This window comes from Dactylosporangium sp. NPDC051485 (assembly GCF_040682015.1).
Lineage (GTDB): Bacteria > Actinomycetota > Actinomycetes > Mycobacteriales > Micromonosporaceae > Dactylosporangium.
On sequence record NZ_JBFAZW010000014.1, the window covers coordinates 1 to 26036 of the forward strand.

Sequence of the window (26036 nt, forward strand, 5' to 3'; positions counted from 1 at the left end):
GCGGCTGGAGCGGCACCAACCCCGACACCATCCACTTCGCCTAACCACCACAACACCGACTGCCGGAAGCCCCACCAGGCTTCCGGCAGTCGCCGCATGCGTCGAATGCCGGGGTTTAGTACCAGCCCGCCGTCGACCAGTTGTCGGCCGACCAGTAGTGGCCGGACCAGTAGTGACCCGACCAGTAGTGGCCGGTCCAGTACTGCTCGGACCACTCCGGGTCGGTCCAGGACCCGCTACCGGTCCACGGCTTCCCGGTCCAGGTCGCCGCCGACCACGTTCGCGACGTGTACGGGGGCACCCACCGCTGGTTGTCCTGGTCCAGGCAGTCCCAGATCTGCAGCTGCGTGCCGTTGGCCGGGTTCCAGTCCGTCACGTCCAGGCACTTGTTCGAGCCCACGTTGATCAGCTGCCGGGCCGCGGTGACCTTCCACTTCTGGGCGGGGGTGCCGTTGCAGTCGAACAGCTGGACCTTCGTGCCGTTGGTGGTGCCGGCCGAGGTCACGTCCATGCACTTGCCCAGAGCGCGGACCGTGTCGTCGGACTGCAGCGCCCAGTACTGCGCCGGCGTGTTGTTGCAGTCGTAGAGCTGGATCGGCGTGCCGTTGGCGTTGAGCCGGTTCATGACGTCGACGCACTTGCCGGAGTAGCCCGAGACCTGGCCGGTGCCGCCGTCGCCGCCGGCCCCCGTCCACGTGTCGCCGGCCATCCGGTAGCCCATCCACACACCGCCGCTCCACGACGTCTTCGCGGCCGCGTTCGAGGCCCAGGTAGCGCTGCTGAACGGGCCAAAGATGGATCGCTCGCCGGTCAGCGCGACGTTGTCGACGGTCAGGTGGTTGCCGCCGCGGGCGGTCTCCAGGGAGCCGGAGCCGTTGCCCTTGGCGAAGGTCTGGGCCGACCCCGGGGTGGCCAGCGCGGCCGAGGCGGCGACGTTGAGCTCCTTCATCTTCGCCGCGCCCGCCGCGCCCGTGCTCAGCGTGGTGCCGCCGTTGACCAGCAGCGTCTTGACCTGGTCCGGGGTGAGGCTCGGCCGCTGCTGCAGCAGCAGGGCGACGGCCGAGGACACCACGGCGGCCGCCTGCGAGGTGCCCGAGCCCTTGAAGCCGGTGTCGCCGACGCGGGCGTTCGGGTACGTCTGGTCGACGTACGAGCCGGCGTCGCGCAGCGACACGATCGAGACGCCCGGGGCCAGCAGGTCGACCTTGCGGTTGGCGCTCGAGCCGTTGGTGAACGAGGCCACGTCGTCGTCCGCGGTGGAGATGGTCTGGTTGGTGGTCGACGCGCCGACCGCCAGCACGAACGGGTCCATCGCCGGGTTGGTCAGCGCGCTGGTGGTGCTGCCGTTGTTGCCGGCCGCGATGACCACCACGATGCCGGCCTGCCAGGCCTGCTCGACGGCGTACATCAGCGGGTCGACCGTCGAGGCGGACATGCCCTCGGTGCCGTACGACAGGTTGAGCACCCGGATCGGGTTGGCCGGGTCGTAGTTGCGGTTGGCCACGACCCAGTCGATCGCGGCGATCATCTGCGACACGTCCACGGCGCCGACGGCGGTGCCGACCTTGACCGAGGTGACCTTCGCCTTCGGGGCGAGGCCCACGGTGCCGGTGCCCGCGTCGGTGCCGACCATGATGCCGGCCATGTGCGTGCCGTGGCCGAACGTGTCCAGGTACCGCAGCTGGCCCGACTGCGACTCGAACGACAGGTCCGGCCCGTTCACCACCTGCCCGGCCGGCAGGCCGGCGACCGGCGCGATGCCGGTGTCGACGAGCGCGATGCCCACGCCCTGCCCGGTCAGCGACGCCGCCGAGCCGGTGTCGGCCCGCACGATCGACCGGACGCTCTTCAGTGTCGTGCCCGCGCCGGCCGGCCACTCGTCGGCCGAGAATCCGCCACCGCCGGCAAAGCGAGATCCGCCCGGCCCGCCCGGCCCGGCCGCATCGGTGCCGGCCGCCGCGGCAGCACCGCCGGCACCGAGCGCGCCGAGCGTCACCGCCGCGGCGACCGCGGCCCGCCCGAGCCGCCGGATCGCCATCGGTTTCCTCATGCATCCCCCCATCCATGGAGCTGCGATCATCCGAGATCACCACGATGGGGCGCCGCTCACCGAAAGTCACTGGCCCGTGACTACTTCGCACCGAAGACCCGACAAGCGTGTCGGGTCTTCGGCGTGATCCGCCGCCTACCAGGCCCACGCCTCGGGGCCCGGTCCCCCGTTGCCGACCGGCGGGAAGATCTCGTCGAGCCGCGCCTCGGCGTCGGGCCCGAGCGTCGTGGTGAGTGCCTCCAGCGCCAGGTCCAGCTGGTCCGGGGTGCGCGGCCCGACGATCGGCGCGGTCACCCCCGGCCGGGCGAGCAGCCAGGCCAGCGCGACGGCGGCGGGATGCAGTCCCAGCTCGGCGCAGAACCCCTCGTACGACTCCAGCAGCGATCGGTGCTCGAGCACCCTCGCGGCGGCGTGCGAGGTGGTCCGCCCGGCCGTCCCCTCGCGGTGCTTGCGCAGCGCGCCCGAGAGCACCCCCTGGGCCAGCGGCGACCAGGGCAGCAGCCCGATGCCCAGCGCCCGCGCGGCCGGCACCACCTCCAGCTCCACGTGCCGGGTCAGGAGGCTGTACTTGAGCTGCTCCGACACCAGCCCCAGCGACCGGCGGCGGCGCGCGGCGGCCTGCGCGGCGACGAGGTGCCATCCGGCGAAGTTGGAGCTCCCGACGTACACCACCTTGCCCTGCGCGACCAGGAGATCCATCGCCTGCCAGATCTCATCCCACGGGGTCGAGCGGTCGATGTGGTGCATCTGGTAGAGGTCGATGCGGTCCGTGCCGAGCCGGCGCAGCGAGGCCTCGCAGGCGGCGACGATGCGCCGGGCGGACAGGCCGCGATCGTTGGGCCCGTCGCCCATCGGCTGGTAGACCTTGGTGGCCAGCACCACCTCGTCGCGCCGGCCGGTCCTGGCCAGCCAGGTGCCGATGTACGTCTCGCTGGTGCCTTCGTAGTCGCGGGCGCCGTACATGTCCGCGGTGTCGACGAAGTTGATGCCCTCGGCGAGCGCCCGGTCGAGGATCGCGTGGCTGTCCGCCTCGCCCAGCTGCCAGCCGAAGTTCATCGTGCCCAGGCACAGCCGGCTCACGCTCAGCCCGGTGCGCCCCAGTTTGGTGTACTGCATGCGCCGCACGTTAGGCCCGCCGCCCGTCCTCGCCGTAGCCGTTCGACCGTGCTCGAATGGAACGGTGAAGCGCCTGGAGCTGACCCGCGACGACCTGCTGCGCCTGCGCTTCGCCCACTCCCCCATGACCGAGCTGGTGACCAGCACGCTCGCGCTGCGCGCCGGCTCGTGGGAGCACGCCCGCTGGCGGGCCCGCACCGCGCCGCGGGTCGAGGGCCTGGAGCTGTTCTGGCGCGTGCTCGCCCCGCCGAGCGGGGTCGTCGCCGATTTCCTGACGCCGGTACCGCAGACCGCCCGCCCGACCCTGCAGGCCGAGCTGGCCGCGATCGCCGCCACGCCGCCCGACCGGGTCGCCGCCGAGCTCGACGCCGCCGGGGTGCCGTGCGAGGACCCGGCGGCGCTGCTGCCACCGCTCGTCGAGGAGATCCGGCGGTACTTCGCCGCCGCGCTGGCCGAGCTGTGGCCCCGCCTGCGCGCCGCCGCCGACGCCGACATCGCCCGCCGCACCGCGACGGCGGCCTTCCCCGGCCCGAGTGCCCTGCTGGCCGACCTGCACCCGAACCTGCGCTGGGACCCGGACGCGCTGCACCTGGACTACCTCAAGCGCATCGAGCTGCCGCCGTGGTCCCTCGACGGCCACCCCCTCGCCCTGCTGCCGACCACGTTCACCGGCCGGCACGCCTGGATCATGGAGTCCGGGGCCGGGCGCGCGCTGTGGTACCCGCCGCGCGCCCTCGGCGCCCTGCTCGCCGCGCCGGCCCCGCCCGAGCCGCTGGCCGCCCTGCTCGGCGCGACCCGGGCCGCGGTGCTGACGCTGCTCGCCGACCCGGCCAGCACCGGCGACGTGGCCGAGCGCCTGGGCCTGGCCCCGGCCACCGCGTCGCACCACCTGACCGCCCTGCGCGACGCCGGCCTGATCGTCGCCGCCCGGGCCGGCCGCCGGCTCAACTACCGCCGCACCGACCTCGGCGACCGCCTCACGTCGCTGGGCTGAGCGGCAGCGCCCGACATGTCGTAACGCCCGAGCTCAGTACTCGGCCAGGTGCCCCAGGGCCTCTTCTAGCAGCGACCGGAGCGGCACCGGCGGGTCCGAGTGCAGCCACCGGTGCGTCGCCGCGTCGCAGGCCGTCGCCACCGCCCCGCCGACCACCTCCGGCAGCAGCGAGCCCGGCGGCGTGGACAGGCGCGCGGCGATCGCCGAGGACAGGGCGTCCTGCATGGCCGCGCGCACCCGCAGGTACTCCCCCTGCATCGCCGGGGTCGCGAGCACCATCCGCAGCCCGTCGAACCACACCCGGTCCGGCACGTGCTCCGGCACGGCGCCGCCCGCGAGCTCGGCCAGCACCGTGGCCGAGATCGCCTCCCGCAGGGGCTCGGACGGCGGGCGGGCCCGCAGCGCCGCGCCCGCCCGCTGGGCGCGGTCCACGGCCAGGGCGCAGATCGCCTCGGCCTTGCTGGAGAAGTAGTTGTTGAACGTCCGGGGCGAGACTCCCACCTCGGCCGCGATGTCCTCGACGAGCACGCCGTCGAAGCCGCGCTCCACGGTCAGCCGCAGCGCCGCCAGCGCGAGCGCCTGCCGGGTCGCCTGCTTCTTGCGTTCACGCAGGCCCTGTTCCATACCCGAAGCGTAACAAATCTTGCGCAGTCCGTAAGCTTTCGGGGTACGCAAAAACCCGGCCGGCAACGGCTGGGCGAAGCCGCCGCCGTTCGGTCAGACTGGTCGGATGACGGAAACGATCACTCCCGACGATGCCTACCTCTGGCTCGAAGACGTGGCGGGCGAGCGGGCGCTGACCTGGGTCCGCGAGCGCAACGCCGAGACCTCCGCGGCGCTGACCGGCGGTGATCGCTTCACCGACATCTACGAGGGCATCCGGGCCGTCCTCGACGCCGACGACCGCATCCCGATGATCGCCTGGCACGGCGAGCGGGTGTACAACCTGTGGAAGGACGGCGAGCACCCGCGCGGCCTGTGGCGGCGCACCACCCTCGAGGACTACCGCCGCGACGAGCCGGCCTGGCAGACCGTCCTGGACCTCGATGCCCTCGCCGCGGCCGAACACGAGAACTGGGTGTGGCAGGGCGTCACCTTCCTGCGCACCGGGCCGCTGGCCGGCGAGCACCGCGCGCTGGTCTCGCTGTCGCGCGGGGGCGCCGACGCGGCCGTGGTGCGCGAGTTCGACCTCAACGCGCTGGAGTTCGTCGAGGACGGCTTCGCCCTCCCCGAGGCCAAGAGCGACGTCGGCTGGATCGACGCCGATCGCGTCTTCGTCGGTACCGACACGGGCCCGGGGTCGATGACGTCCTCCGGCTACCCTCGCCAGATCCGCGTGTGGACCCGCGGCCAGGCGCTCGCCGACGCGCCGGTCATCTTCGAGGCCTCCCCCGACGACGTCGCCGCGCGGGCCGGCATCGACCCCAGCGCCGACGGGCTGCGCGCCGTCATCCGGCGCACGGTCGACTTCTTCCACGCCGAGCGGTACCTCTACGACGGCACCACCCTGACCAAGCTCGACGTCCCGGACGACGCCGGCGTCGACCTGCACCGCGAATGGCTGCTCGTGCGGGTCCGCACCGACTGGGCCGTCGGCGGGACCACCCACCCGGCCGGCAGCCTGCTCATCACCCGGCTCGAGGACTACCTGGCCGGCGAGCGGGACCTCACCGTGCTGTTCACCCCCGACCCGCGCACCTCGCTCAGCTCCGCCGACTGGACCCGCACCGGCCTGGTCCTGGTCCTGCTGGCCGACGTGCAGAGCCGCCTGGAGCTGCTGTCCTTCCGCGACGGCGAGTGGCACAAGACCGTCCTCGGCGCCGAGCTCGGCCAGACCGACGTGTGGGACACCAACCCCGACGCCGACGAGCAGTACCTGCTGCTGTCCAGCGGGTTCACCCTTCCGCCGACGCTGCGCCACGGCGTCCTCGGCGGCGGCACCCCGACGATCCTCAAGCAGGGGCCGGCGTACTTCCCCGCCGACGGGATCACCACCCGCCAGTTCTTCGCCACCTCGGCCGACGGCACCCAGGTGCCCTACTTCGTGGTCGGCCGCCCCGACGCCGGCCCCGGGCCCACGCTGCTGTCCGGCTACGGCGGATTCGAGGTGTCGCGCGTCCCGTCGTACAACTCCATCATCGGCCGCGGCTGGCTGGCCCGGGGCGGCACGTACGTGGTCGCCAACATCCGCGGCGGCGGCGAGTACGGCCCGGCGTGGCACCGCTCGGCCCTGCGCGAGAAGCGCCCCCGCGCCTACGAGGACTTCGCCGCGGTCGCCGCCGACCTGGTCGAGCGGGGCATCAGCACCCGCGACCAGCTCGGCATCGAGGGCGGCTCCAACGGCGGCCTGCTCATGGGCGTGATGCTGACCCGCTACCCGGAGCTCTTCGGCGCGATCGTGTGCGCGGTGCCGCTGCTGGACATGCGCCGCTACCACCTGCTGCTGGCCGGCGCCTCCTGGATGGCCGAGTACGGCGACCCGGACGACCCGGACGACTGGGCGTACCTGTCGCTGTTCTCGCCGTACCAGAACGTGCGCCCGGCCGTGCCGTACCCGCCGACGCTCATCACCACGTCGACCCGGGACGACCGGGTGCACCCCGGCCACGCCCGCAAGATGGTGGCGCTGCTGCGCGAGCACGCCAAGGACGTCGCGTACTACGAGAACATCGAGGGCGGCCACGGCGGCGCGGCCGACAACGCCCAGCTGGCCTACAAGTGGGCGCTCGCGTTCGAGTTCCTGTGGCGGACCCTCGGCGCTTCAGGCGATCGCCAGGCGTAGCGCTTCGGCGGCCACGCGGCGGCGGGTGGTGCGGCGGTAGCGGTACACCTGCACCGCGCCGAGGCCCCAGAGGAGGTACTGCAGGGAGAACGCCCACCGGAACGCGCCGAGCGACGGATGCTCGGCGCCCGGTCCGGTCCGCAGCTGCAGCACCACGCCGATGGCGACGATGAGCACGATCGAGGCCACGAACCCGCCGACGTTGACGATGCCGGTCGCCCCGCCGATGCGGTCGGCGGGGTTGAACGAGCGGGCGTAGTCGAACCCGATCATCGACCCCGGGCCGTTGACCATGAGCACCAGCACGAGCCCGGTCAGCAGCCACAGCGGCGCCCGGCCCGGCCACAGCAGCACCACGGCCCAGGCCGCCGCGGACGCCCCGACGATGGCGAACACGAGGGTCGAGCGGTGGTACGGCAGCCGCCCGCAGAAGTGCCCGATCAGCGGGCCCATGACCAGGCCGCCGACGGTGAGCAGGGAGAGCAGGAGCGCCGCGGTGCCGGGCGCGAGGCCCTCGCCCTGTGTGAGGAACGGGTAGCCCCACAGCAGCGCGAACACCGTGCCCGAGAACTGCGTGACGAAGTGCGTCCACAGGCCGAGGCGCGTCCCCGGATGCGCCCAGGAGTGCCTGAGCCCGCGCTCCCGCTTCGCCGGCACCGCGTCGCTCCGCGCAGCCGGGATTTCCGACGGGCCGGCGTGCACGGTCGCCGGTTCATCGCGCAGGGTCGTCACGACCAGCAGGACCGCCGCGGCACCCAGGCCGGCGGCGCCCAGGAAGGTCGCCGTCCAGCCGGCGTGGCGCAGCAGGAGCACCAGCGGGACCGCCGAGCAGAGTGCACCGAGCTGACCCACCATGCCCGTCACCTGCACCAGCAGCGGATTCTGCCGGGGCGGGAACCACAGCGCGACGATGCGCAGCACGCTGATGAACGCCATCGCGTCGCCCACGCCGATGAGCACCCGCGCGGCGATGGCCGTCCCGATGTCGCCCGCGAAGGCGAAGACCAGCTGGCCGGCGAGCATCAGCAGGCCACCCGTCGCAAGCAGGCGCCGCGAGCCGAACCGGTCGAGCAGGACGCCGACCGGGATCTGCATGCCGGCGTACACCGCCAGCTGGGCCACGGAGAGCATCGACAGCAGCGCGGTGCCTACCCCAAGGCGCTCGGCGGCGGCAACCCCGGCCACGCCGAGGGAGGATCGGTAGAAGACGGCGACAATGTACGCGAGGAGCCCGACGCCCCACATGAGATAGCGGCGCATAGCGACACCACGCTATCGGTGCGGGGTGGCCGCGCGGGGTGGACTGTGACGGCGCTCAACTGTGGGTTTGCGGACACCGCCTACGCTGTCGGGGTCTGCTTTGCCGTTTTCGAGGACCCTCATGACCGACCTGACCGCCCTGACCGACTTGCCGATCGCGTGGGAGCACTCGGGCGACGGCGAGTTTCCGTACCTCGCCGAGGTCGACGGCCGGCAGCTCACCGTGCGGGTCAACGACTTCCCGGCCGAGCCGCTGTACACCCTGATCGTCGACGGCGCCGAGCTCGCCGGCCTCGACGACTGGCCGGGCGCCTGGCTGCGCCCGCCCGCCCCGCAGCACCTGCTCGACCTGATCGCCCGCCCGGTGACCACGGATCTGCTGTACACCTGGGCCAGGCGCATCTGCGGGGTCACCACCGAGCACGCGGCCGAGGTCGCCGCCCTGCTCGGCCTGCCGGCCCCGACCCAGGACGACTTCGGCCGCCTGTTCGTCCAGCCCAGCCCGCCCGGCACCGCCTGGCTGCGGCTCAACATGAACGATCGCGCCGGCCTGGCCGCGGTCGAGATTCGCTTCGCCGGGCCGGCGCTGACCCGCGCGGAGCTGGACGCCCAGTTCGGGCCGAGCCAGAACCTGCCCCGCGTGCACTGGGACTCGCCGCACGTGACCGCGCACCGCATCACGACGCCGGACGCGCCGCTGTCGTGCACCCTCTTCGCCTCGTTCAACGGGGAGCCGGCGCCCTCCGAGCGCGCCTTCCAGATCATGCTGCGCCGCGATCACCGCTGAATCTCCCGCACGGGCCGCACTCACCCGGCGCCCTCGGCGGCATCGGGCCCGCTCGCGCGGATCCCCGATCACGTCGCCGGGTCGCTGCGGGCCTCCAGCCGCTCGTAGCGCTGCCGAGCCGCCTGCGGGGTGCCCAGGCCGAGGCTCAGCGCAATGTCCTGCCAGGTCATTGCGCGGGCGCGGGCGGTTCTGAGCAGGTACAGCTCCGTGGCGTCCACCTCCGCCCGCACCTCGGGCAGCAGGGTCAGCGCCGCGACCAGGTCGGACGTGTCCAGCGGGGGCTCGCCCGGGGCCGGCGGGATCGACCCGGCGGCCATCGCCGCGGCGACGCGGACCACCTCGTGCGGGGCGGCGACGTCCGCGTGGGTGTGCCGCGAGCGCAGCTCGGGCGATCCGGCGTGGCGCTCGGTGAGGTGGGCCAGTGCGGTGTACACCCGCTCCGCGCGCCGCGCCGCGGGGTCGGGGAAGGTCAGCATCTCCGTCATAGCTCCGGAGCATGCCAGCTCAACGATTCGTTTTCAACAGATTGTTCAAACAGGCGCGCCGGCGCGCGACAGGCCCACCGGTTGGCCGACGACGGGCACGGCCCGGCGCGGCGGGCGGCGTCGTGGTCGCCGGCCCAGTTGATCATGGCGTGGGCGATGGCGCCGAAGGCCTCGAACGCGTCGCCCGCACCGCCGCCCGTGGCCGCCGCGTGACGATGACGAGCACGGCCCGGTTGCCGCGCCGCGATGCCGGCGGCGACCCGGTGCAGGCCACGGACGGGAGCGTGGCACCCGACCCGGCCGGCGCTTCCGGTCACAGCACTCAGCCGCGCAGGGCCGCCTTGATCGGGGCGGTCTTGGCGGCCGCCTCGGCGACCTCGGCCTCGGGGTCGCTGTCCCACACGATGCCGCCCCCGGCCCAGAGGTGGACGCGGCCCTCGGCGATGGCCGCGGTACGGATCGTCAGGCCCAGGTCGATCGCCAGGCGGCCGTCGCGGTCGTGGCCGATCCAGCCGCAGGCGCCCATGCTCGGGCCGCGGCCCACCGGCTCCAACCGGGTGGCGACGTCGATGGCGGCGAGCTTCGGGGCGCCGGTGACCGAGCCGCCCGGCCAGACGGCGCCGAGCAGGCCGGCCAGGCCGACGCCGGGCGCGAGGCGGGCGCTCACCGTGGACTCGGCCTGCCACAGGCCGGACCAGCGGCGGATCGCGAAGAGCTCCTCCACCTGCACCGAGCCCACGGCGGCGACCCGGGCGAGGTCGTTGCGCTCCAGGTCGACGATCATCACGTGCTCGGCCCGCTCCTTGGCCGAGCCGAGCAGGTCGGCGCGGCCGGCCGCGGTGGCCGGGCGGGTGCCCTTGATCGGGCGGGTGACGACCCGGCCGCCGGAAACCTCCACGAGGGTCTCCGGGGAGGCGGTGGCCAGCCACCAGGTCTCGCCGCGCAGGACGCCGCCGTAGCGGGCGCCGGGCAGGGCGGCCACGCGGGCCAGGGCGGGGGCCGGGTCGCCGGCGAAGGGGGCGCTGGTGTGGCCGACAAGGTTCACGACGTACACGTCGCCGCGGGAGATCGCCGAGCGCACCTCCTCGACGGCCGCGGCGTGCTCGGACGGCCTCCAGCTCGGTGTCCAGTTTCCGACAGTGGACGGGGGGCCGGAGACCCGCGCGGGCCGGTGTTCCCGGCCGTGCTCGAACGCGACGGCCACGAAATCGGGCACGGCGGGGGCCGGCGAGGGGATCACGGAGGGTGGGGATAACAGAACGGCGATGCCACACGTCGACGAATCAATAACGCTAGGTGACCCCGAAATGTCATCCAGGGGTACACCGTGCGACGCCGCGAAATCGGAAAGTAATTGAAGCGGGTCCCCGCCGTCACGGGCGTGCCATTCGAGCCGGGAACGCTCCCAGATTCGTCCGCGGCACGCAGCGGGTAACCCGGGAGAGTGAAGATCCACAGTCCCGGGCCTGTACCCGACAACCGGTCCTAATGTGCTCATACGAAGGGTGGATTATCCCCAAGTTGTGCCGTGACATGTGCGGAATAGTGTCGTTGGCCGTAGTAGCGTGCATCACTGGTCATGTGAAGAACCACACAGGCCTCAACTGAACCTCTCAAATCGGAGACCCCCGATGCTCTGCCAGCACCAGCCCCACTGTCCCAGCGCCGACGACGTCGACCACGAGGCCGCGCGAATCTCGGCGAGCCATCCCGAGCAGGGGTGGAGCCTGCTGTGCAACGGCGTGATCGTCTTCGAGGACACCGGGGAGCTTCTGCCCGATTGCAGCGTGATTGCGCCGCATCGCGGTCCGGCCCCGCACACCCTGGTCGGCGCGGCGTAGCCGTAACACTGCGTAGCTACCGAGCCACTACTCTCCGTAGGCCGGGTCACTCCTCATAGGCAGAGGCCGGCGGGCACGCACAGACGAGGTTCCGGTCGCCGTAGCTGTCGTCGATCCGGCGCACCGGCGGCCAGTACTTCGCCTCGCGGGCGGCGTCGCTCGGGTACGCCGCCACCGACCGCGGGTAGGCGTGCTCCCACTCGTCGGCCGACACGACCGCCGCGGTGTGCGGCGCGTTCACGAGCGGGTTGTCGCCGGCGGGCCACTCGCCCGCCGCCACCCGGTCGATCTCCCCCTTGATCGCGATCATCGCGTCGCAGAAGCGGTCCAGCTCGCCCAGGTCCTCGCTCTCGGTCGGCTCCACCATGAGCGTGCCCGCCACCGGGAACGACATCGTCGGGGCGTGGAAACCGTAGTCGATGAGCCGCTTGGCCACGTCCGCCACGGTCACGCCGCTGGCCTTGGTGATCCCGCGCAGGTCCAGGATGCACTCGTGCGCGACCAGGTCCTCGGCGCCGCTGTAGAGCACCGGGTAGTGCTCGCGCAGCCGGGCCGCGACGTAGTTGGCCGCCAGGACCGCCGTCGCCGTCGCCTTGCTCAGCCCGTCGGGGCCCATGAGCCGCAGGTACGCCCACGGGATGGGCAGGATCCCGGCCGAGCCGAACGGGGCCGCCGACACCGGCCCGACCGGCGCCTCGGCGTCCAGGAACGGGTGCGAGGGCAGGTACTTCGCCAGGTGCGCGCGCACCGCCACCGGCCCCACGCCGGGCCCGCCGCCGCCATGCGGGATGCAGAAGGTCTTGTGCAGGTTCAGGTGCGACACGTCGGCGCCGAACTTGCCGGGCTTGGCGTAGCCGAGCAGCGCGTTGAGGTTGGCGCCGTCGACGTACACCTGCCCCCCGGCCTCGTGCACCTTCGCGCACAGGTCGGCGATGGCGGTCTCGTAGACGCCGTGCGTCGACGGGTACGTCACCATGATCGCCGCCAGCCGCTCGCGGTGCTGCTCGATCTTCCTGTCCAGGTCGGCCAGGTCGACGTTGCCGAGCTCGTCGCAGGCCACCACGGCGACCCGCATGCCGGCCATGACCGCGCTGGCCGCGTTGGTGCCGTGCGCGCTCGACGGGATGAGGCACATGTCCCGGTCCGCGTCGCCGCGGGCCAGGTGGTACGCCCGGATGGCCAGCAGCCCGGCCAGCTCACCCTGCGATCCGGCGTTGGGCTGCAGGCTGACGGCGTCGTAGCCGGTCACCTCGGCCAGCCAGCGCTCGAGGTCGCCGATCAGGCGGCGGTACCCCGAGGTCTGCGCCGCCGGCGCGAACGGGTGCACGTTGGCGAACTCGGGCCAGGTGATCGGCTCCATCTCGGCGGTGGCGTTGAGCTTCATCGTGCAGGAGCCGAGCGGGATCATGCCCCGGTCGAGCGCGTAGTCCTTGTCGGAGAGCTTGCGGAGGTACCGCAGCATCGCGGTCTCCGACCGGTGGCTCGAGAACACCGGGTGGGTCAGGTACTCCGACGCCCGCCGCAGCTCAGCCGGCACCGTGCCGGTCGTGTCCAGCCCGGTCACGTCGACGTGGGCCAGTCCGAACGCGGCCAGCACGTCGCGCAGGTGGCTGTAGGTGGTGGTCTCGTCGCAGGCGATCCCGACCCGGTCGGCGTCGATGCGGCGCAGGTTCACCCCGCGCTCGGCGGCCGCCTCGACGACCTGCCCGGCCTGCCCCGGCACGACCGCGGTCACCGTGTCGAAGAACACCCGGTGCTCGGTGTCGACCCCGCCCGCGCGCAGGCCGGCGGCGATCCGGACGGCCATGTCGTGGGTGCGGGCGGCGATCGCGCGCAGGCCCTCCGGCCCGTGGTAGACCGCGTACATGCTCGCGGTCACGGCGAGCAGCACCTGCGCGGTGCAGATGTTGCTGGTCGCCTTCTCCCGCCGGATGTGCTGCTCGCGGGTCTGCAGCGCGAGCCGGTAGGCGGGCGCGCCGCCGGCGTCCTTGGACACGCCGACGAGCCGCCCGGGCAGGGTGCGCTCGAGCCCCTGGCGGACCGAGATGTACCCGGCGTGCGGCCCGCCGAAGCCCATCGGCACGCCGAAGCGCTGCGCGCTGCCGACGGCGACGTCGGCCCCGATCGCGCCGGGCTCGCGCAGCAGGCACAGGGCCAGCAGGTCGGCCGCCATGGTGACGATCGCCCCCCGCTCGTGGGCCCGGGCGACCAGCGCCTCGTGGTCGCGGACCGCGCCCGAGGCCCCCGGGTACTGCAGGTGCAGCCCGAAGAACGCCTCCGGCAGCTCGTCCGCGGCCGGGTCGAGCACGCGCACCTCGATGCCGAGCGGCTCGGCCCGGGTCTGGATCACGGCGAGGGTCTGCGGCAGCACGTCGGCGTCCACGACGTACACCTCGGACTTGACCTTCGACGAGCGCCGGGCGAGCGTCATCGCCTCGGCCGCCGCGGTGGCCTCGTCCAGCAGCGACGCCCCGGCGACCGGCAGGCCGGTCAGGTCGGCCACGACGGTCTGGAAGTTCAGCAGCGCCTCGAGCCGGCCCTGGGAGATCTCCGGCTGGTACGGCGTGTAGGCGGTGTACCACGACGGGTCCTCGAGCACGTTGCGCAGGATCACCGGCGGCGTGTGCGTGCCGTAGTACCCAAGGCCGATCATCGACACCAGCGTCCGGTTCGCCGCGGCCAGCCCGCGCAACTCGGCCAGCACCTCGGCCTCCGACGCGGCGGGCGGCAGGTCGAGCGCCTCGTGCCAGCGGATCGAGCCGGGGATGGCGGCGGTCATCAGGTCCTCGACCGACTCGTACCCGACGGTCTTGAGCATGCGGGCCTGCTCGTCGGTGGATGGGCCGATGTGCCGCGCGGCGAAACTGGTCATAGCCACACTCTCTGGGCGTCCGGGACAGGGGCGTATATGCGCTCCTCCCCCTCTGTCGCAGACTCCAGAGGTGCCAACCCGTCGCGGTCCTTCTGCCTGAGAGGTTCCGGGGAGGATTTGCCCCTTCGGCGTCGCCGTGTTGCCGATGGCGATCTCTCCCGCGCGGGTATTGCCAGCGTGCCTACCCTACCTCCTGTGCAGGACTTGACCATCGTGGCGTCACACACCATTTACACGGCAATCGTCGGCTCCCGCGCCTACGGCCTGGCCGGCCCGGCATCCGACACGGACCGCCGCGGCGTCTTCCAGGTGCCGACGCCGGAGTTCTGGCGCCTGGACAAGCCCCCCACGCACGTCGAGGGCCCGCGCCCGGAGGAGTTCTCGTGGGAGGTCGAGCGCGCCTGCACGCTCGCCCTGGCCGCCAACCCCACGGTCTGGGAGTGCCTCTCGTCGCCGCTGGTCGAGCGCCTCACCGACGCCGGCCGGGCGCTGCTGGACCTGCGCCCCGCCTTCCTGTCCCGCCGCGCCGCCCGCACCTACGGCGACTACGCCCGCGACCAGCTGGCCAAGCTCACCTCGACCCGCGCCAAGACCGGCGAGATCCGCTGGAAGCAGGCGATGCACATGGCCCGCCTGCTGCGCGCCGGCGCCCACGTCCTGCGCACCGGCGAGGTCCTGGTCGACGTCTCCACCCACCGCGACGAGCTGCTCGCGATCCGCCGGGGCGAGCTGTCCTGGGACGAGTTCCAGTCCCTGGCCGCGTCGCTGTCGGCCGACCTCGAGCGCGCCGAGTCCGAGACCCGGCTCCCGGACGAGCCCGACCGCGGCGCCGTCGAGCGCTTCCTGACGGACCTGCGCGCAGCGCCGACGGCGGCGCATCCGCCGGCCCGGACGCCGGCACCGGCGCCGCTGCGGCCGGACATCCCGGCCTGGGCGGGCGAGGTCGCCGACGCCCACCCCTACCCGCTGGCCTTCGCCACGGTCAGCGGCGCCCACCTGTACGGCTTCGCCTCCGTCGACTCCGACCTGGACCTGCGCGCGTGCCACATCCTCCCGCTGGACGAGGTCGTGGGCCTGACCACGGGCCCGGAGACGGTCCAGTCCGGCGGCGTGCGCGAGGGCATGGAGCTCGACGTCGTCAGCCAGGAGCTGGCCAAGTTCGTCCGCCTGCTGCTCAAGCCCAACGGCTACGTCCTGGAGCAGCTCCTGTCGCCCCTGGTGGTGCGCACCTCGCCGCTGCACGAGGAGCTGAAGTCCCTCGCCCCCGCCTGCCTGACCCCGCAGCACGCCCGCCACTACCTGGGCTTCGCCGCCGGGCAGTGGCAGCTGTACCAGATGACGGGCGAGCTGAAGCCGGCCCTCTACACCCTGCGGGTCCTGCACACCGGCATCCACCTGATGCGCACCGGTGAGTTGGAGGCCGACCTGCGCGTGCTGAACACCCTCCCGTACGTCCCCGTCCTGATCGAGGCCAAGAAGTCCGGCGAGCACGACCGCCTGACCCCGGACCTGGTGCCCGCCGGCACCTTGTCCGCCGACGTGGAGCGGCTGACCGCCGCCCTGGAGGCCGCGCGGGACGCCTCGAAGCTCCCCCCGGCCCCCTCGGCCACGGAAGCCTTGAATGCCCTGTTGATCCGCACCCGGCTGGGCCGGTAACGGTGCCCGGCACCCGGCTGACTACCCCGCGCCGCCGCAGGACAGCCGCCCCCGGCAATTGGGTAACCGCGGCCGGCAACCGGGCAATGCGCGCCGCCAGATAGCCGCTGCCAGCAACCAGGTACCTGCGCGCTGCCAGATAGCCGCGCCCGGCAACCGCGAAACTGCGCGCCGCCAGATAGCCTCGGCCGGCAACCGGGTACCTGCACGCCGCCGGATGCCGCGGTCGGCAACCGGGTAACCAGGCCCGGCATCAGGCTGACCATGCCCGGCACCCGGGCCCGCACCCGTCACGGAGGCTGACCATGCTCGGCGAAGTGCCCGCGATCGTCCTCATCACCGGCATCCAGGCGGCCGGCAAGTCGACGGTCGCCCAGGCCCTGGCGGAGCGCCTGCCCAGGTCCGCCCACCTGCGCGGCGACGCGTTCCGCCGCATGGTGGTGAACGGCCGCGCCGACATGACCCCGCCGCCGTCGCACGACGCCGTCGCCCAGCTCCGTCTCCGCCACCGCCTGACCGCCCAGACGGCCGACGCCTACTTCGAGTCCGGCTTCACGGTGATCGCCCAGGACGTCATCCTCGGCCCGTACCTGTCCGAAACCATCGCCTCGATCCGCAACCGCCCCCTGCTGACAGTGGTTCTCGCCCCGTCGCCGTCCGCGGTCGCGTCCCGGGAGGCGGCCCGCGCGAAGACCGCCTACTCGACCTGGACCGTGAACGCCTTGGACACCTCCCTGCGCACCGAAACCCCGCGGATCGGCCTCTGGTTGGACACGTCGACCCAGTCCCCCCGCGAGACCGTCGAGGAGATCCTCACCCGAGCCTGGACCGAGGCCGCCGTATGACCGCCGACCACCCCTCCCGCTACGAGGCCATCGCCGCCTTCCACACCGGCCTGTTCGCCGCCGCCTCACCCGAAGCGGCGCCCCCGCCCGACGCCGACTCGCCCGACACCGACTCGCCCGGCGCCAGCCCGCCCGGCGCCGACTGGCACGGCGCCGACTGGCACGGAACCGACTGGCACGGAGCCGGACCGGCCTGGCGGATCGCTGGCTGGGGCAGCGCCGACCTCCAGCGCGTCCGCTTCGAGGCCCTGCTGCGCACCTCCGGCTACCGGGGCGGCTCGGTCCTGGACTGGGGCTGCGGCCCCGCCGACCTCTACTTCTTCCTGCGCGATACGGACCTCCCCCTGCGGTACACCGGCGTCGACCTGGACCCCCGGATGGTCGAGCTGGCCAGCTCCCGCGGCGCCCCCGGCGTCTCGCTGCTCCCGGCGGGCGCAATGCCCGAGGGCACCTACGACTACGTCTTCGCCAGCGGCATCTTCCAGTTCCAGGACCCGTCCGACCCTCTCTACTACCTACTGATTTTAGAACATGCGTACGACATTTCTTCCCGGGCCGTGGCCGCCAACTTCCTCAGCGCCGAGCGCCCCGACGAGGCCAAGGCCGCCGACGAGCTCTACGCCGACCCGTCCGTCCTGGCCCGCTTCGCCGCCGCGGTCACGCCGAGGTGGGTCCTGGACCACGGGTACCACCCGCGGGGCGCCGACTTCACCGTCGCCCTGCTGCACGAGCCGCCCGGGGTCACGGGCGGCAGCGGGCGGAGTTCGGATCGATCATGAGCAGGGAGGAGTCGACCGCCTCGAAGTCGGAGCCCTGCAACGACTTCAGCGAGTTCAGCTGGTCGTTGCTCCACTTGTCGTCTTGCGTCCCCGAGAGGTACCAGGGCGAGCCGTTGTCCGCCAGGATGGCGCCGTAGGTCTTCAGGGCCTGGGCCACCGCCCGGGCCTGCGGGGAGAACTTCGAGATGTCCACCGAGGACTTCAGCCGGAACCGGGCGCCCATCGGGGGCAAGGAGGCATCCGCCGAGTCGGACGCGGCGTGGCGGGCCGGCCAGACGTACGACTTGCGGGTCTTCGGGGCGGTGAAGCGGATCGCGTGGTCGATCCTGCCCGCCGCGGCCTCGTCGGCGCGGGCCAGGCCGGGCAGGATGGGCAGGCCGGCGGCGTCGGCGGAGGTCCAGCCGGCCTTGCGCAGCGAGTTGCCGCGCAGGTCGTACACCGCGCCCGAGCCGGCCTTCCACGAGCCGTCCGCGTTGGGGTGGGCGTCGAACAGCTCGTACGCCTTGCAGGCCGCGGCGTCCTGGATGATCACGTGGCGGTCGCCGGAGGCGTTGGGGCCGCCCTCGATGCGGGCGTTCTTCGGGATGGGGTACGGCCCGGGGTCGCTCTCCCCCGCGTAGCCGAAGGTGACCTTCACCTTGGCCTGGCCGGGCGGGACGGCGGTGACCGGGATACCGAAGGGCGCCCCGTCGATGAGGCCGGAGCCGAAGTCCGGGTGGGCGTGGGCGGCGGTGCCGATGCCGGCCACCCAGGCCGCCGAGTCGCGGTGCACGGGCAGCTTGGAGATGTCGGCGTGCCAGACGTTGTCGGCCGGGAAGATCGGGCACGGGCCGGCGGCGGTGGGCGAGGCCGAGCCGGCCGGGGCCGCGGCCAGAGCGCCGTCGGCCGCCGGGGGCGCCGATGACTGCGCCGAAGGCGGCGTTGCCGAGGGCTTTGCGGTGGAATGCGTGCAGCCTTGCAGTACCAAAACAGCCAAAACAGCCAAAACGGCAAGCGTCCGCCTCATGCCGCCGGACGCTACCGTCCCGGGCCGTTGCGCCTCCACCTCGTCACCCGCGCGGGCTGTTAGCATTCCCCGCGTGGCAGACCGGCAGGGTCTCGGGCCGGTGCTCACCGTCCCGAATCTCATCAGCTTCATGCGCCTGCTCGGCGTGCCATTGTTCCTGTACCTCTTCCTCGCCACCGACGCCACCGGCTGGGCGGTCGCCGTGCTCGCGATCGGCGGGCTCAGCGACTGGGTGGACGGGTTCGCCGCGCGGCGGCTCAAGCAGGTCAGCCGGCTGGGCGAGCTGCTCGACCCACTCGCCGACCGGCTGTACATCCTGGCCACCCTCTTCGCGCTGACGTTCAAGGACGTCGTGCCGTGGTGGTTCACGATCGCGCTGCTGGCCCGCGAGGCCGTCATGGTGCTGTGCCTGGTCGTGCTGCGGATCCTCGGCCACGGGCCGCCGCCGGTGCACTACGTCGGCAAGACCGCCACCGCGATCCTGCTCATGGGCTTCCCGATGATGCTGCTCGCGCACCTGAGCGACTCGGCCCGGTCGTGGGCGTACCCGAGCGGCTGGGCGCTGCTGTGGTGGGGCATCGTGCTGTACTGGGTCGCCGCGGTCTTCTACTTCATCCAGGCGGCCGTGCACGTGCGCGCCGGACGGGCCGCGGCGGCCGGCGCGCCGTGAGCGCCCCGCGCCGCGACGACCTGCTGGGCGAGCTGTTCCGCAATCCGCTCGATCCCGGCTACGCGGCCGCCGCGGCGCGCCGCGGGGACTCGCCGCCGCCGAAGTACGGCAGATGGCTCACCGCCGTCGCGATGCTCGCCATCGGCCTCCTGCTCGCCGTCGCCTACCACCAGGTGGTGGCGGCCGCCCCGAGCACCACGAAGGCGCGCGACGACCTCGTGGCCGACGTGCGCTCCCGCCAGCGCACCTCCGACGACCTGCAGCGGCGCGCGGCCGAGCTGCGGGCCAAGGTCGACCAGGCCCGCGACGAGGCGCTCGCCGACGGCGACAGCGCGACCCGGCTGCGCAACCTCGCGGCCGGCACCGGCACCGGCAAGGTCACCGGCGACGGCGTCGCGGTCCGGCTGATCGACGCCCCGCCGCAGGTCGACCCGGTGACCGGCAAGACCCAGGAGGAGAACCTGGGCCTGGTGCTGGACCGCGACCTGCAGGACATCGCCAACTCGCTGTGGCAGGAGGGGGCCGAGGCGGTCGCGGTCAACGGCCAGCGGCTCACCGCGACCAGCACGATCCGGGCCGCGGGCGGCGTGATCCTGGTCGACTTCAAGCCGGTGACCAGCCCCTACGAGGTCACCGCGATCGGGCCGCCGGACATCACCGACAGGTTCAACGGTTCCTCGACCGCCAAGCGTTTCAAGAGGTACGTCGAGGAGTACCGCATGCAGTTCAGCGTGCGCAAGCGCACCAACCTGACCCTCGCCGGGGCCGCCGAGCCGCCGCTGAAGTACGCGAGAACTCCCTCGCCAACTCCCTCTGGAGGTCCCACGCGATGATTGCCGTGATCGCCCTGGTCATCGGGGTTGCGGCCGGCATCTTCCTCGAACCGACGGTGCCGCTCGGGCTGCAGCCGTACCTGCCGATCGCCGTCGTCGCGGCGCTGGACGCGGTCTTCGGCGGGGTCCGGGCCAAGCTCGACGGCATCTTCGACGACAAGCAGTTCGTCGTGTCGTTCGTGTCCAACGTCCTGGTGGCGGCCCTGATCGTGTACCTCGGCGACAAGCTCGGCGTCGGCGGCCAGCTGTCCACGGGCGTCGTGGTCGTGCTCGGCGTGCGGATCTTCGGCAACGTGGCGGCGATCCGCCGGCACCTGTTCCGGGCGTGACGGCGATGAGGAAGCCGGCCAGCCTGGTCATTGCGCTACTCGTCGCGTTGCTGGGCTTCGCGGTGGCGGTGCAGTTCAAGGCGGGCGGGTCCGACGCCGGGCTGTCCGCGGCCCGCCCCGAGGACCTCGTGCGGATCCTCTCGGACCTCGACGCCCAGCAGGAGCGGCTGCGCGGCGAGATCAGCGACCTGGAGAACACCCAGCGGCAGCTCGACTCGGGCGCGCAGGGCCGCGACGCGGCGCTCGCCGACGCCCGCAAGCGCGCCGACGAGCTGGGCATCCTCGCCGGCACGCTCCCGGCCGAGGGGCCTGGCCTGCAGATCGACCTCACGCCGGGCGGCGACCCGATAAAGTCCGAAACGGTCCTCGACGCCATCGAGGAGCTGCGTGGGGCCGGGGCCGAGGCGATGCAGATCTCGGGGGCCGGCGGCCCGGCGGTGCGGATCGTCGCCTCGACGTACTTCGTGGACGCTCCGGAAGGGGGCCGGCTCGTGGTCGACGGGACGACGCTCGCCGCGCCGTATACGATCACGGTCATCGGAGGACCGGACACCATGCGAACGGCGCTGAACATCCCGGGAGGGGTCGTGGACAGCGTTCGCCAGCACGGCGGTACGGTTTCCGTGCGCGAAGCGGATCCCGTGCACGTCACCGCGTTGCGCACCGCCAGTGCGTTGCAGTACGCCAAGCCCAGCTGAGAAGGACGCGACGTGAATCCCGAGGATCTGCGGTACACCGCCGAACACGAGTGGCTGGCCCCATCCGGGGCAGACAGCTTCCGGGTCGGCATCACGCAATTCGCGCAGGACTCTCTGGGCGACATCGTCTTCGTGCAGCTGCCGGAGGCGGGCACCACGTTCCAGGCCGGCGACGCGCTCGGCGAGGTCGAGTCGACCAAGAGCGTCTCGGAGATCTACGCACCGGTCGCCGGCGAGGTGATCGCGGTCAACCCGGCCCTCGAGAGCGCGCCCGAGCTGATCAACTCGGACCCGTACGGCGAGGGCTGGCTGGTCGAACTCAAGGCCGCCGATCCGGCCGCGGTCGACGCCCTGCTCGACGCCAAAGCCTACGGCGAGCTGACCGCCGGCTGAGTGATCCGAATATCTGCCCGTTCCCAAGCCGCGCGTCCGGTTGACCCGATATTTCGCGCGTGACTAGGCTCCCTCAGTCAACCGTATGCGCGCCGGGCACTCCGACGCATCCGGGCGACACCGACACACGACCGTGAGGTGGTTCGATGACGCGCCCAGACGACGAGTTTCCCCCACTCGACGTCACGTCCACGCTGAACCTCGGCGCCATTGAGGATGCCATCGAGGGGCCGGACAACACCGACATGGTGCCTACGCGCATGTCGGGTTCCCTGCCGCCGGGCACGGCTCTGCTCGCGGTCCGCCGCGGCCCGAACGCCGGCGCCCGCTTCCTGCTCGACCACGACGTGACCACGAGCGGCCGCCACCCCGACAGCGACATCTTCCTCGACGACGTGACGGTCTCCCGCCGCCACGCGGAGTTCCACCGCGAGGGCGGCACCTTCACCGTCCGCGACGTCGGCAGCCTCAACGGCACCTACGTCAACCGCGAGCGTGTCGAGGCAGCTACCCTGAGCAACGGCGACGAGGTCCAGATCGGCAAGTTCCGCCTCGTATTCGTGGCAGGACCGCGCCCCGACGAAAGCTGAGGCGATGACGGCGTCGGCGGCCGCCTGGAACTCTCCCACCCCGGGTGACGACCTCACCCGGGGCGAGCGTCTCATGAGCATCGGCGAGGTTCTCGCGCACCTGCGCGGCGAGTTCCCTGATGTCACCATTTCCAAGCTGCGCTTCCTGGAGACCGAAGGGCTGGTCGAGCCGCGCCGCACGCCGGCCGGCTACCGGAAGTACACCTGGACCGACGTCGCCCGCCTGCGCTTTGTCCTGACCGCGCAGCGCGACCAGTACCTGCCGCTTCGCGTCATCCGCGAGCACCTGGCCACCATGCGTGAGCCGCTGACCGAGGTTTCCGAGGTCGTACCGAAGGAAGTCCCCGCCGAGGTCCGCCTCACCCGCGACGAACTGTTGAACAAGGCGGGGCTCACCGAGCCGACCCTGCTGGCGCTGGAGGACCACGGCCTGCTCAAGCCCCGCCCCGGGGCCGGCTACGACGCCGACGCCCTGGAGGTGGCCATCGCCGCCGCCCGCCTGGCCGAGTTCGGCGTGGAGCCGCGGCACCTGCGTGCGTACCGGTCCGCCGCCGACCGCGACATCGGCCTCTTCAGCCAACTCGTCACCCCGCTGACCAGGCAACCCGGCCCAGCCGGCCGCGCCCGGGCCGCGGACACGGTCCACGAGCTGGCCGCCCTGACCCAGCGCGTCCACGCCGCCCTGGTCCGCGCCGGCCTGCGGGAAATCTTGGGCAAATAGGCCGCCCGCCGGGGCTCTTCGCCGCCCGTTTCTGGGCGATCTTCGCCACTGCCCACACGACAGCGGCGTCGCGAGTGGCACGACTCCATGGGAGGCCGTGTAACGTGCAGGGAGAGGCAAGTCGACACGGAGGCGGCAGTGCGAGAGCTGAATGTGGTCGGTGTTCGCGTGGAGCTGCCAACCAATCAGCCCATCGTGTTGCTCAAGGAGGTCGACGGCGACCGCTACCTGCCGATCTGGATCGGCGCGGTAGAGGCCACCGCGATCGCCTACGAGCAGCAGGGCGTCAAGCCGGCCCGACCCCTGACCCACGACCTGATGCGCGACATGCTGGCGGCCCTGAAGGCCCCCCTGCACGCCGTGGAGATCGTGGAGATGCGCGACAACATCTTTTACGCCGAACTGGTCATCGGCGACAACGTCCGAGTCTCGGCCCGCCCGAGCGACTCGATCGCCTTGGCCCTGCGCGTGGGTGCCCCCATCCGCTGCGCCGACCAGGTCCTGACCGAGGCTGCCATCGTCATTCCTGACGAGCAGGAGGACGAGGTCGAGAAGTTCCGGGAGTTCCTGGAGCAGGTTCGCCCGGAGGACTTCGCCGGCTGACCCACCCGGCTCCCCCGCCGGACCCACCCCCCCCGGGTCCGGCGGTCGCTGCGACCCCAACCTGACAAAACGGGCTGAATCTAGGCCAGCGCAGGGCCTGCCCACCCCGATCTGACCCTCACATGGCCATATGGCTATGTGCTGACGGTCACCTTCGAGGGATTCGGGCGCAACGCGAGCCGTACGCCGCCGCCAAGCACAACACTTGGCTCAACATGGACCAAATGGCCACATGGGACATAGCCGCCGCCGGAGGGGTCGGGGCGCAACGCGAGCGGCCCGCAGGGGCGAACCGACGACGCGCGGGCTTCTGGCCGCGCTTCCGCGACCACCGGCCGGGGGCGGACGCCGGACGAAGGACGAAGCAAGTGCGGGCGGACGGACGAGCCAGCGGATGCCAGGACGTCGGCGGCCAGGACGCAGCGGCAGGGGCGCACGGGCGCACGACAGCCGAAACGCAGCGCGACCGGGATGCAGGGCGCAAGGCCGCCGCGGCGAAACACCGGCCGGGACGCAAGGGCACGAGGCCGCGGGAGGCCGGCTGAGACGCAGCGCAAGGCCACTGGGACGAAAAGCCCGGGAGCAACGCCGCCAGGACGCAACACCGGCTGGGACACAAGGGCGCGAGGCCGCAGGACGAAGGCCGGCCGGGATGCAGCGCAAGGCCGCTGAGACGAAAGCCGGGGCGCGAGGCCGCCGGGACGCAACACCGGGCCGGGACGTGCGAGAGCGCGAGGCCGTAGGACGAAAGGCCGGCCGGGACGCAGCGCAAGGCCGCCGAGACGAAAAGCCGGGACGAATGGCGGCCGGAGCGCTAGGCCGGCGGGACGCTGGGGCGCGGGTGACGGTGGGGTGGCGGAGGGATCACCCGCTTGGGCGGGGCAGGTTCACACGGTGGCGGTTGCACGAATGCGCACGTCCGGGCACACGGGCGGGTAGCGTCTGGGTGTAGGTCATCCGCACCGTCGGGCGTTGCCGGCGGCGGTGAATTTCCGCCGCGAACTGGCGCGCGCAAGATTCGCGTACCGACACGCGGCGTGTCGCGGCGTTACCTCCCCGCAGACCCTCAAGGTGCGCTATAGGGTTGCTGGTGTTGACGCTGGAGGTGGGTCGCAATGCAACAGCCGCCCGATCCCGGGACACCCGGTCATTCCCCTGAGCACGCCCAGGTGATGTCCTCGAACCTTGGGGCGTACCCGGACTCCGGAGTTGCCGATGGCGGCACCGGGTGGGGCGCGGGAGACTCCGCCAACGCGAAGCACGCGACCAACCCGGACGCCGGCACGCCGAGCGCGGGCACGGGTGCGACCGCGTCCGCGGGGACGTTCCTCAGCGCGGTGTTGGCCGGCGCCGACGACGTGGGATACCGCGGGCCTACCGCCTGCCACGCCGCCGGGATCAGCTACCGGCAGCTCGACTACTGGGCCCGCACCGGGCTCGTCGTGCCGTCCGTGCGGGATGCCACCGGGTCGGGCAGCCAGCGGCTCTACTCCTTCCGTGACATCGTCGTGCTCAAGGTCGTCAAGCGGCTGCTCGACGCCGGGGTCTCGCTGCAGAACATCCGCAAGGCGATCGACACGCTGCGGTCGCGCGGGGTCGGGGACCTGGCCGGGATCACGCTCATCTCCGACGGGACCACCGTCTACGAGTGCCGGTCGCCCGAGGAGGTCGTCGATCTGCTGCAGGGCGGCCAGGGCGTGTTCGGCATCGCGATCTCCGGTGCCTTCAAGGAGATCGAGGGCACGCTCTCGCACCTGCCCGCCGAGGCGGCGACCACCGGCGAGGAAGTGCCCGCGCCGCCGGCCACCGGCACCAGCAGCTCGGACGACGCCTTCGCCGGCGGCGACGAGCTGGCCATGCGCCGCGCGCGGCGCCGGGCCGGCTGACCACCGCCACCACCGAGCGATGCGCGGCGCCGGGCCGGCTGAGCACCGGCGCCGCCGCCACCGAGCGAAGAGACCCATGCCGGGAATGTAGAGCAGGGGTACGACAGAAACTGCGGCGTGGCCGAACCGGAGCCCCGGCACGGCGCCGGAGACGGTGGCCGACACGTAAACTTCCTAGCCGTGGCGTTCAGCGGCTGGCCGGTCGAGGCCCTCGAGTTCTACGACGGCCTGGAGGCGGACAACTCGAAGACGTTCTGGACCGCGCACAAGGCCACCTACGAGGAGAAGGTGCGCGGCCCGATGACGGAGCTGCTGGCCGAGCTCGAGCCCGAGTTCGGCCCGGCCAAGATCTTCCGGCCGTACCGCGACGTGCGCTTCAGCGCCGACAAGTCCCCTTACAAGACGTCCTGCTCGGCCTCCTTCGAGCGGGGCGGCTACGTCCAGCTGACCGCCGACGGTCTGGCCGCCGGGGCCGGGGCGTACATGATGGACCCGCCCCGCCTGGCCCGCTACCGCCAGGCCGTGGCCGACGACGTCTCCGGCGAGCAGCTGGCCGGCATCGTCGCCGACCTGGCGGCCCACGGCTGGTCGGTGACGTCCCGCGAGCAGCTCAAGTCGGTCCCGCGCGGCTTCGACAAGGAGCACCCGCGGGCCGCCCTGCTGCGCCACAAGGGCCTGATCGCGTGGCACCAGTTCCCGCTCAAGCCCTGGCTGGGCACCGCGAAGGCCCGCACCCACGTCGAGCAGTTCCTGCGCGGCTGCCACCCCTTGCAGGAGTGGCTCGAGGCCCACGCACCCAGCCAATAGCCGAGGCACGCAGGCAAGCGCGGCCCGGCAAAA

At 72.5% G+C, this 26036-nt stretch carries 26 protein-coding genes, 1 pseudogene and 1 riboswitch; of the genes and pseudogenes, 18 read left to right on the forward strand and 9 right to left on the reverse strand.

The genetic code is table 11. The features are described 5' to 3' along the window. Positions 1 to 115: 115 nt before the first annotated feature. Positions 116 to 2050 carry a S8 family serine peptidase gene (locus AB0M46_RS10230; protein ID WP_363334481.1) on the reverse strand — a complete coding sequence of 645 codons (1935 nt, stop codon included), beginning with the start codon at positions 2048 to 2050 and terminating at the stop codon, positions 116 to 118. A 135-nt stretch (positions 2051 to 2185) separates the two neighbouring features. Beyond that, the gene (locus tag AB0M46_RS10235) at positions 2186 to 3166 is read right to left on the reverse strand and encodes an aldo/keto reductase (protein ID WP_363334483.1); all 981 of its coding nucleotides are present in this window, start codon (positions 3164 to 3166) and stop codon (positions 2186 to 2188) included. Positions 3167 to 3230: 64 nt separating this feature from the next. On the opposite strand from AB0M46_RS10235, the gene AB0M46_RS10240 reads away from it, so the two are divergent. Further along, a complete protein-coding gene (locus AB0M46_RS10240) occupies positions 3231 to 4160 on the forward strand; it encodes a winged helix-turn-helix domain-containing protein (RefSeq protein WP_363334485.1) in 930 nt (309 codons plus the stop codon). Between the two features lie 33 nt (positions 4161 to 4193). Here AB0M46_RS10240 and AB0M46_RS10245 read toward each other — a convergent pair whose 3' ends face one another. Further along, positions 4194 to 4784, reverse strand: a complete 591-nt coding sequence (locus AB0M46_RS10245; RefSeq protein WP_363334487.1) for a TetR family transcriptional regulator — start codon at positions 4782 to 4784, stop codon at positions 4194 to 4196. Between the two features lie 106 nt (positions 4785 to 4890). Here AB0M46_RS10245 and AB0M46_RS10250 point away from each other — a divergent pair, with 106 nt between their 5' ends. Continuing rightward, the gene (locus tag AB0M46_RS10250) at positions 4891 to 6942 is read left to right on the forward strand and encodes a prolyl oligopeptidase family serine peptidase (RefSeq protein WP_363334489.1); all 2052 of its coding nucleotides are present in this window, start codon (positions 4891 to 4893) and stop codon (positions 6940 to 6942) included. Here the strand turns inward: AB0M46_RS10250 and AB0M46_RS10255 are convergent. Next, positions 6922 to 8202 (reverse strand): MFS transporter, encoded by a 1281-nt coding sequence (locus AB0M46_RS10255; RefSeq protein WP_363334491.1) that lies wholly within the window; start codon positions 8200 to 8202, stop codon positions 6922 to 6924. The two genes, AB0M46_RS10250 and AB0M46_RS10255, sit on opposite strands and share 21 nt — an antisense overlap. A 121-nt stretch (positions 8203 to 8323) precedes the next feature. On the opposite strand from AB0M46_RS10255, the gene AB0M46_RS10260 reads away from it, so the two are divergent. Then, a complete protein-coding gene (locus tag AB0M46_RS10260; protein ID WP_363334493.1) occupies positions 8324 to 8989 on the forward strand; it encodes a hypothetical protein in 666 nt (221 codons plus the stop codon). Positions 8990 to 9057: 68 nt separating this feature from the next. Here the strand turns inward: AB0M46_RS10260 and AB0M46_RS10265 are convergent, their stop codons facing one another. From AB0M46_RS10265 to AB0M46_RS10275, 3 genes are read right to left on the reverse strand one after another with little or no spacing between them, the layout of a single operon-like run. Beyond that, a complete protein-coding gene (locus AB0M46_RS10265; protein ID WP_363334495.1) occupies positions 9058 to 9474 on the reverse strand; it encodes a DNA-binding protein in 417 nt (138 codons plus the stop codon). Further along, positions 9471 to 9791, reverse strand: a complete 321-nt coding sequence (locus AB0M46_RS10270) for a hypothetical protein (RefSeq protein ID WP_363334497.1) — start codon at positions 9789 to 9791, stop codon at positions 9471 to 9473. Before AB0M46_RS10270 ends, AB0M46_RS10265 begins: the two co-directional genes overlap by 4 nt. A gap of 5 nt (positions 9792 to 9796) precedes the next feature. Next, entirely contained in the window at positions 9797 to 10972 is a 1176-nt protein-coding gene (locus tag AB0M46_RS10275; RefSeq protein ID WP_363334499.1) for a chorismate-binding protein, read from the reverse strand. 133 nt (positions 10973 to 11105) lie between these two features. Between AB0M46_RS10275 and AB0M46_RS10280 the strand changes: the two genes are divergently transcribed. Then, a complete protein-coding gene (locus tag AB0M46_RS10280) occupies positions 11106 to 11315 on the forward strand; it encodes a DUF5999 family protein (RefSeq protein WP_363334501.1) in 210 nt (69 codons plus the stop codon). 46 nt (positions 11316 to 11361) lie between these two features. On the opposite strand, the gene gcvP is transcribed toward AB0M46_RS10280, so the two are convergent. Next, entirely contained in the window at positions 11362 to 14193 is a 2832-nt protein-coding gene (gene gcvP, locus AB0M46_RS10285) for an aminomethyl-transferring glycine dehydrogenase (RefSeq protein ID WP_363334503.1), read from the reverse strand. Between the two features lie 68 nt (positions 14194 to 14261). Continuing rightward, positions 14262 to 14358: riboswitch (glycine riboswitch) on the reverse strand. 33 nt (positions 14359 to 14391) lie between these two features. Here gcvP and AB0M46_RS10290 point away from each other — a divergent pair. The 4 genes and pseudogenes from AB0M46_RS10290 to AB0M46_RS10305 all read left to right on the forward strand — a co-directional run. Next, a pseudogene (locus AB0M46_RS10290) lies at positions 14392 to 15045 on the forward strand (nucleotidyltransferase domain-containing protein); the annotation flags it as partial. 51 nt (positions 15046 to 15096) lie between these two features. Then, complete coding sequence (locus AB0M46_RS10295) at positions 15097 to 15843, forward strand: nucleotidyltransferase domain-containing protein (protein WP_363334691.1); 747 nt, start codon at positions 15097 to 15099, stop codon at positions 15841 to 15843. 305 nt (positions 15844 to 16148) lie between these two features. Further along, a complete protein-coding gene (locus AB0M46_RS10300) occupies positions 16149 to 16688 on the forward strand; it encodes an AAA family ATPase (protein WP_363334505.1) in 540 nt (179 codons plus the stop codon). After that, positions 16685 to 17467: a class I SAM-dependent methyltransferase gene (locus AB0M46_RS10305; protein ID WP_363334507.1), complete on the forward strand. Its 783-nt coding sequence runs from the start codon at positions 16685 to 16687 to the stop codon at positions 17465 to 17467. The genes AB0M46_RS10300 and AB0M46_RS10305 overlap by 4 nt, the downstream gene beginning before the upstream one ends. On the opposite strand, the gene AB0M46_RS10310 is transcribed toward AB0M46_RS10305, so the two are convergent. Next, entirely contained in the window at positions 17430 to 18473 is a 1044-nt protein-coding gene (locus AB0M46_RS10310) for a hypothetical protein (RefSeq protein WP_363334509.1), read from the reverse strand. The genes AB0M46_RS10305 and AB0M46_RS10310 overlap by 38 nt on opposite strands. A gap of 73 nt (positions 18474 to 18546) precedes the next feature. On the opposite strand from AB0M46_RS10310, the gene AB0M46_RS10315 reads away from it, so the two are divergent. The 10 genes from AB0M46_RS10315 (at position 18547) to AB0M46_RS10360 (ending at position 26003) form a co-directional block, all read left to right on the forward strand. Beyond that, positions 18547 to 19143: a CDP-alcohol phosphatidyltransferase family protein gene (locus AB0M46_RS10315; RefSeq protein WP_363334511.1), complete on the forward strand. Its 597-nt coding sequence runs from the start codon at positions 18547 to 18549 to the stop codon at positions 19141 to 19143. Then, positions 19140 to 19976: a DUF881 domain-containing protein gene (locus tag AB0M46_RS10320; RefSeq protein WP_363334513.1), complete on the forward strand. Its 837-nt coding sequence runs from the start codon at positions 19140 to 19142 to the stop codon at positions 19974 to 19976. The genes AB0M46_RS10315 and AB0M46_RS10320 overlap by 4 nt, the downstream gene beginning before the upstream one ends. After that, positions 19973 to 20305: a small basic family protein gene (locus AB0M46_RS10325; protein WP_363334515.1), complete on the forward strand. Its 333-nt coding sequence runs from the start codon at positions 19973 to 19975 to the stop codon at positions 20303 to 20305. Before AB0M46_RS10320 ends, AB0M46_RS10325 begins: the two co-directional genes overlap by 4 nt. A gap of 5 nt (positions 20306 to 20310) precedes the next feature. Beyond that, positions 20311 to 21003, forward strand: a complete 693-nt coding sequence (locus tag AB0M46_RS10330; RefSeq protein ID WP_363334517.1) for a DUF881 domain-containing protein — start codon at positions 20311 to 20313, stop codon at positions 21001 to 21003. Positions 21004 to 21015: 12 nt separating this feature from the next. Then, on the forward strand, positions 21016 to 21396 hold the full coding sequence (gcvH, locus tag AB0M46_RS10335; RefSeq protein ID WP_363334519.1) for a glycine cleavage system protein GcvH: 381 nt from the start codon (positions 21016 to 21018) through the stop codon (positions 21394 to 21396). A 146-nt stretch (positions 21397 to 21542) separates the two neighbouring features. Beyond that, positions 21543 to 21986, forward strand: coding sequence for an FHA domain-containing protein (locus AB0M46_RS10340; RefSeq protein WP_344612884.1), 444 nt, complete (start codon positions 21543 to 21545; stop codon positions 21984 to 21986). Between the two features lie 73 nt (positions 21987 to 22059). Further along, a complete protein-coding gene (locus tag AB0M46_RS10345; RefSeq protein ID WP_363334693.1) occupies positions 22060 to 22707 on the forward strand; it encodes a MerR family transcriptional regulator in 648 nt (215 codons plus the stop codon). A gap of 138 nt (positions 22708 to 22845) precedes the next feature. Next, positions 22846 to 23310: a bifunctional nuclease family protein gene (locus AB0M46_RS10350; protein WP_223093836.1), complete on the forward strand. Its 465-nt coding sequence runs from the start codon at positions 22846 to 22848 to the stop codon at positions 23308 to 23310. Positions 23311 to 24482: 1172 nt separating this feature from the next. Beyond that, complete coding sequence (locus AB0M46_RS10355; RefSeq protein ID WP_363334521.1) at positions 24483 to 25196, forward strand: MerR family transcriptional regulator; 714 nt, start codon at positions 24483 to 24485, stop codon at positions 25194 to 25196. 180 nt (positions 25197 to 25376) lie between these two features. Continuing rightward, a complete protein-coding gene (locus AB0M46_RS10360) occupies positions 25377 to 26003 on the forward strand; it encodes a DUF2461 domain-containing protein (RefSeq protein WP_363334523.1) in 627 nt (208 codons plus the stop codon). The last annotated feature ends 33 nt before the right edge of the window (positions 26004 to 26036 follow it).

What these genes read in the sequence shown, in the direction of transcription:
- AB0M46_RS10230 (WP_363334481.1), bottom strand. Translation starts at nt 2,050, where the DNA reads ATGAGGAAACCGATGGCGATCCGGCGGCTCGGGCGGGCCGCGGTCGCC.
- AB0M46_RS10235 (WP_363334483.1), bottom strand. Translation starts at nt 3,166, where the DNA reads ATGCAGTACACCAAACTGGGGCGCACCGGGCTGAGCGTGAGCCGGCTG.
- AB0M46_RS10245 (WP_363334487.1), bottom strand. Translation starts at nt 4,784, where the DNA reads ATGGAACAGGGCCTGCGTGAACGCAAGAAGCAGGCGACCCGGCAGGCG.
- AB0M46_RS10250 (WP_363334489.1), top strand. Translation starts at nt 4,891, where the DNA reads ATGACGGAAACGATCACTCCCGACGATGCCTACCTCTGGCTCGAAGAC.
- AB0M46_RS10255 (WP_363334491.1), bottom strand. Translation starts at nt 8,202, where the DNA reads ATGCGCCGCTATCTCATGTGGGGCGTCGGGCTCCTCGCGTACATTGTC.
- AB0M46_RS10260 (WP_363334493.1), top strand. Translation starts at nt 8,324, where the DNA reads ATGACCGACCTGACCGCCCTGACCGACTTGCCGATCGCGTGGGAGCAC.
- AB0M46_RS10265 (WP_363334495.1), bottom strand. Translation starts at nt 9,474, where the DNA reads ATGACGGAGATGCTGACCTTCCCCGACCCCGCGGCGCGGCGCGCGGAG.
- AB0M46_RS10275 (WP_363334499.1), bottom strand. Translation starts at nt 10,972, where the DNA reads ATGAGCACATTAGGACCGGTTGTCGGGTACAGGCCCGGGACTGTGGAT.
- AB0M46_RS10280 (WP_363334501.1), top strand. Translation starts at nt 11,106, where the DNA reads ATGCTCTGCCAGCACCAGCCCCACTGTCCCAGCGCCGACGACGTCGAC.
- AB0M46_RS10300 (WP_363334505.1), top strand. Translation starts at nt 16,149, where the DNA reads ATGCTCGGCGAAGTGCCCGCGATCGTCCTCATCACCGGCATCCAGGCG.
- AB0M46_RS10305 (WP_363334507.1), top strand. Translation starts at nt 16,685, where the DNA reads ATGACCGCCGACCACCCCTCCCGCTACGAGGCCATCGCCGCCTTCCAC.
- AB0M46_RS10310 (WP_363334509.1), bottom strand. Translation starts at nt 18,473, where the DNA reads ATGAGGCGGACGCTTGCCGTTTTGGCTGTTTTGGCTGTTTTGGTACTG.
- AB0M46_RS10325 (WP_363334515.1), top strand. Translation starts at nt 19,973, where the DNA reads ATGATTGCCGTGATCGCCCTGGTCATCGGGGTTGCGGCCGGCATCTTC.
- AB0M46_RS10330 (WP_363334517.1), top strand. Translation starts at nt 20,311, where the DNA reads ATGAGGAAGCCGGCCAGCCTGGTCATTGCGCTACTCGTCGCGTTGCTG.
- AB0M46_RS10340 (WP_344612884.1), top strand. Translation starts at nt 21,543, where the DNA reads ATGACGCGCCCAGACGACGAGTTTCCCCCACTCGACGTCACGTCCACG.
- AB0M46_RS10345 (WP_363334693.1), top strand. Translation starts at nt 22,060, where the DNA reads ATGAGCATCGGCGAGGTTCTCGCGCACCTGCGCGGCGAGTTCCCTGAT.
- AB0M46_RS10355 (WP_363334521.1), top strand. Translation starts at nt 24,483, where the DNA reads ATGTCCTCGAACCTTGGGGCGTACCCGGACTCCGGAGTTGCCGATGGC.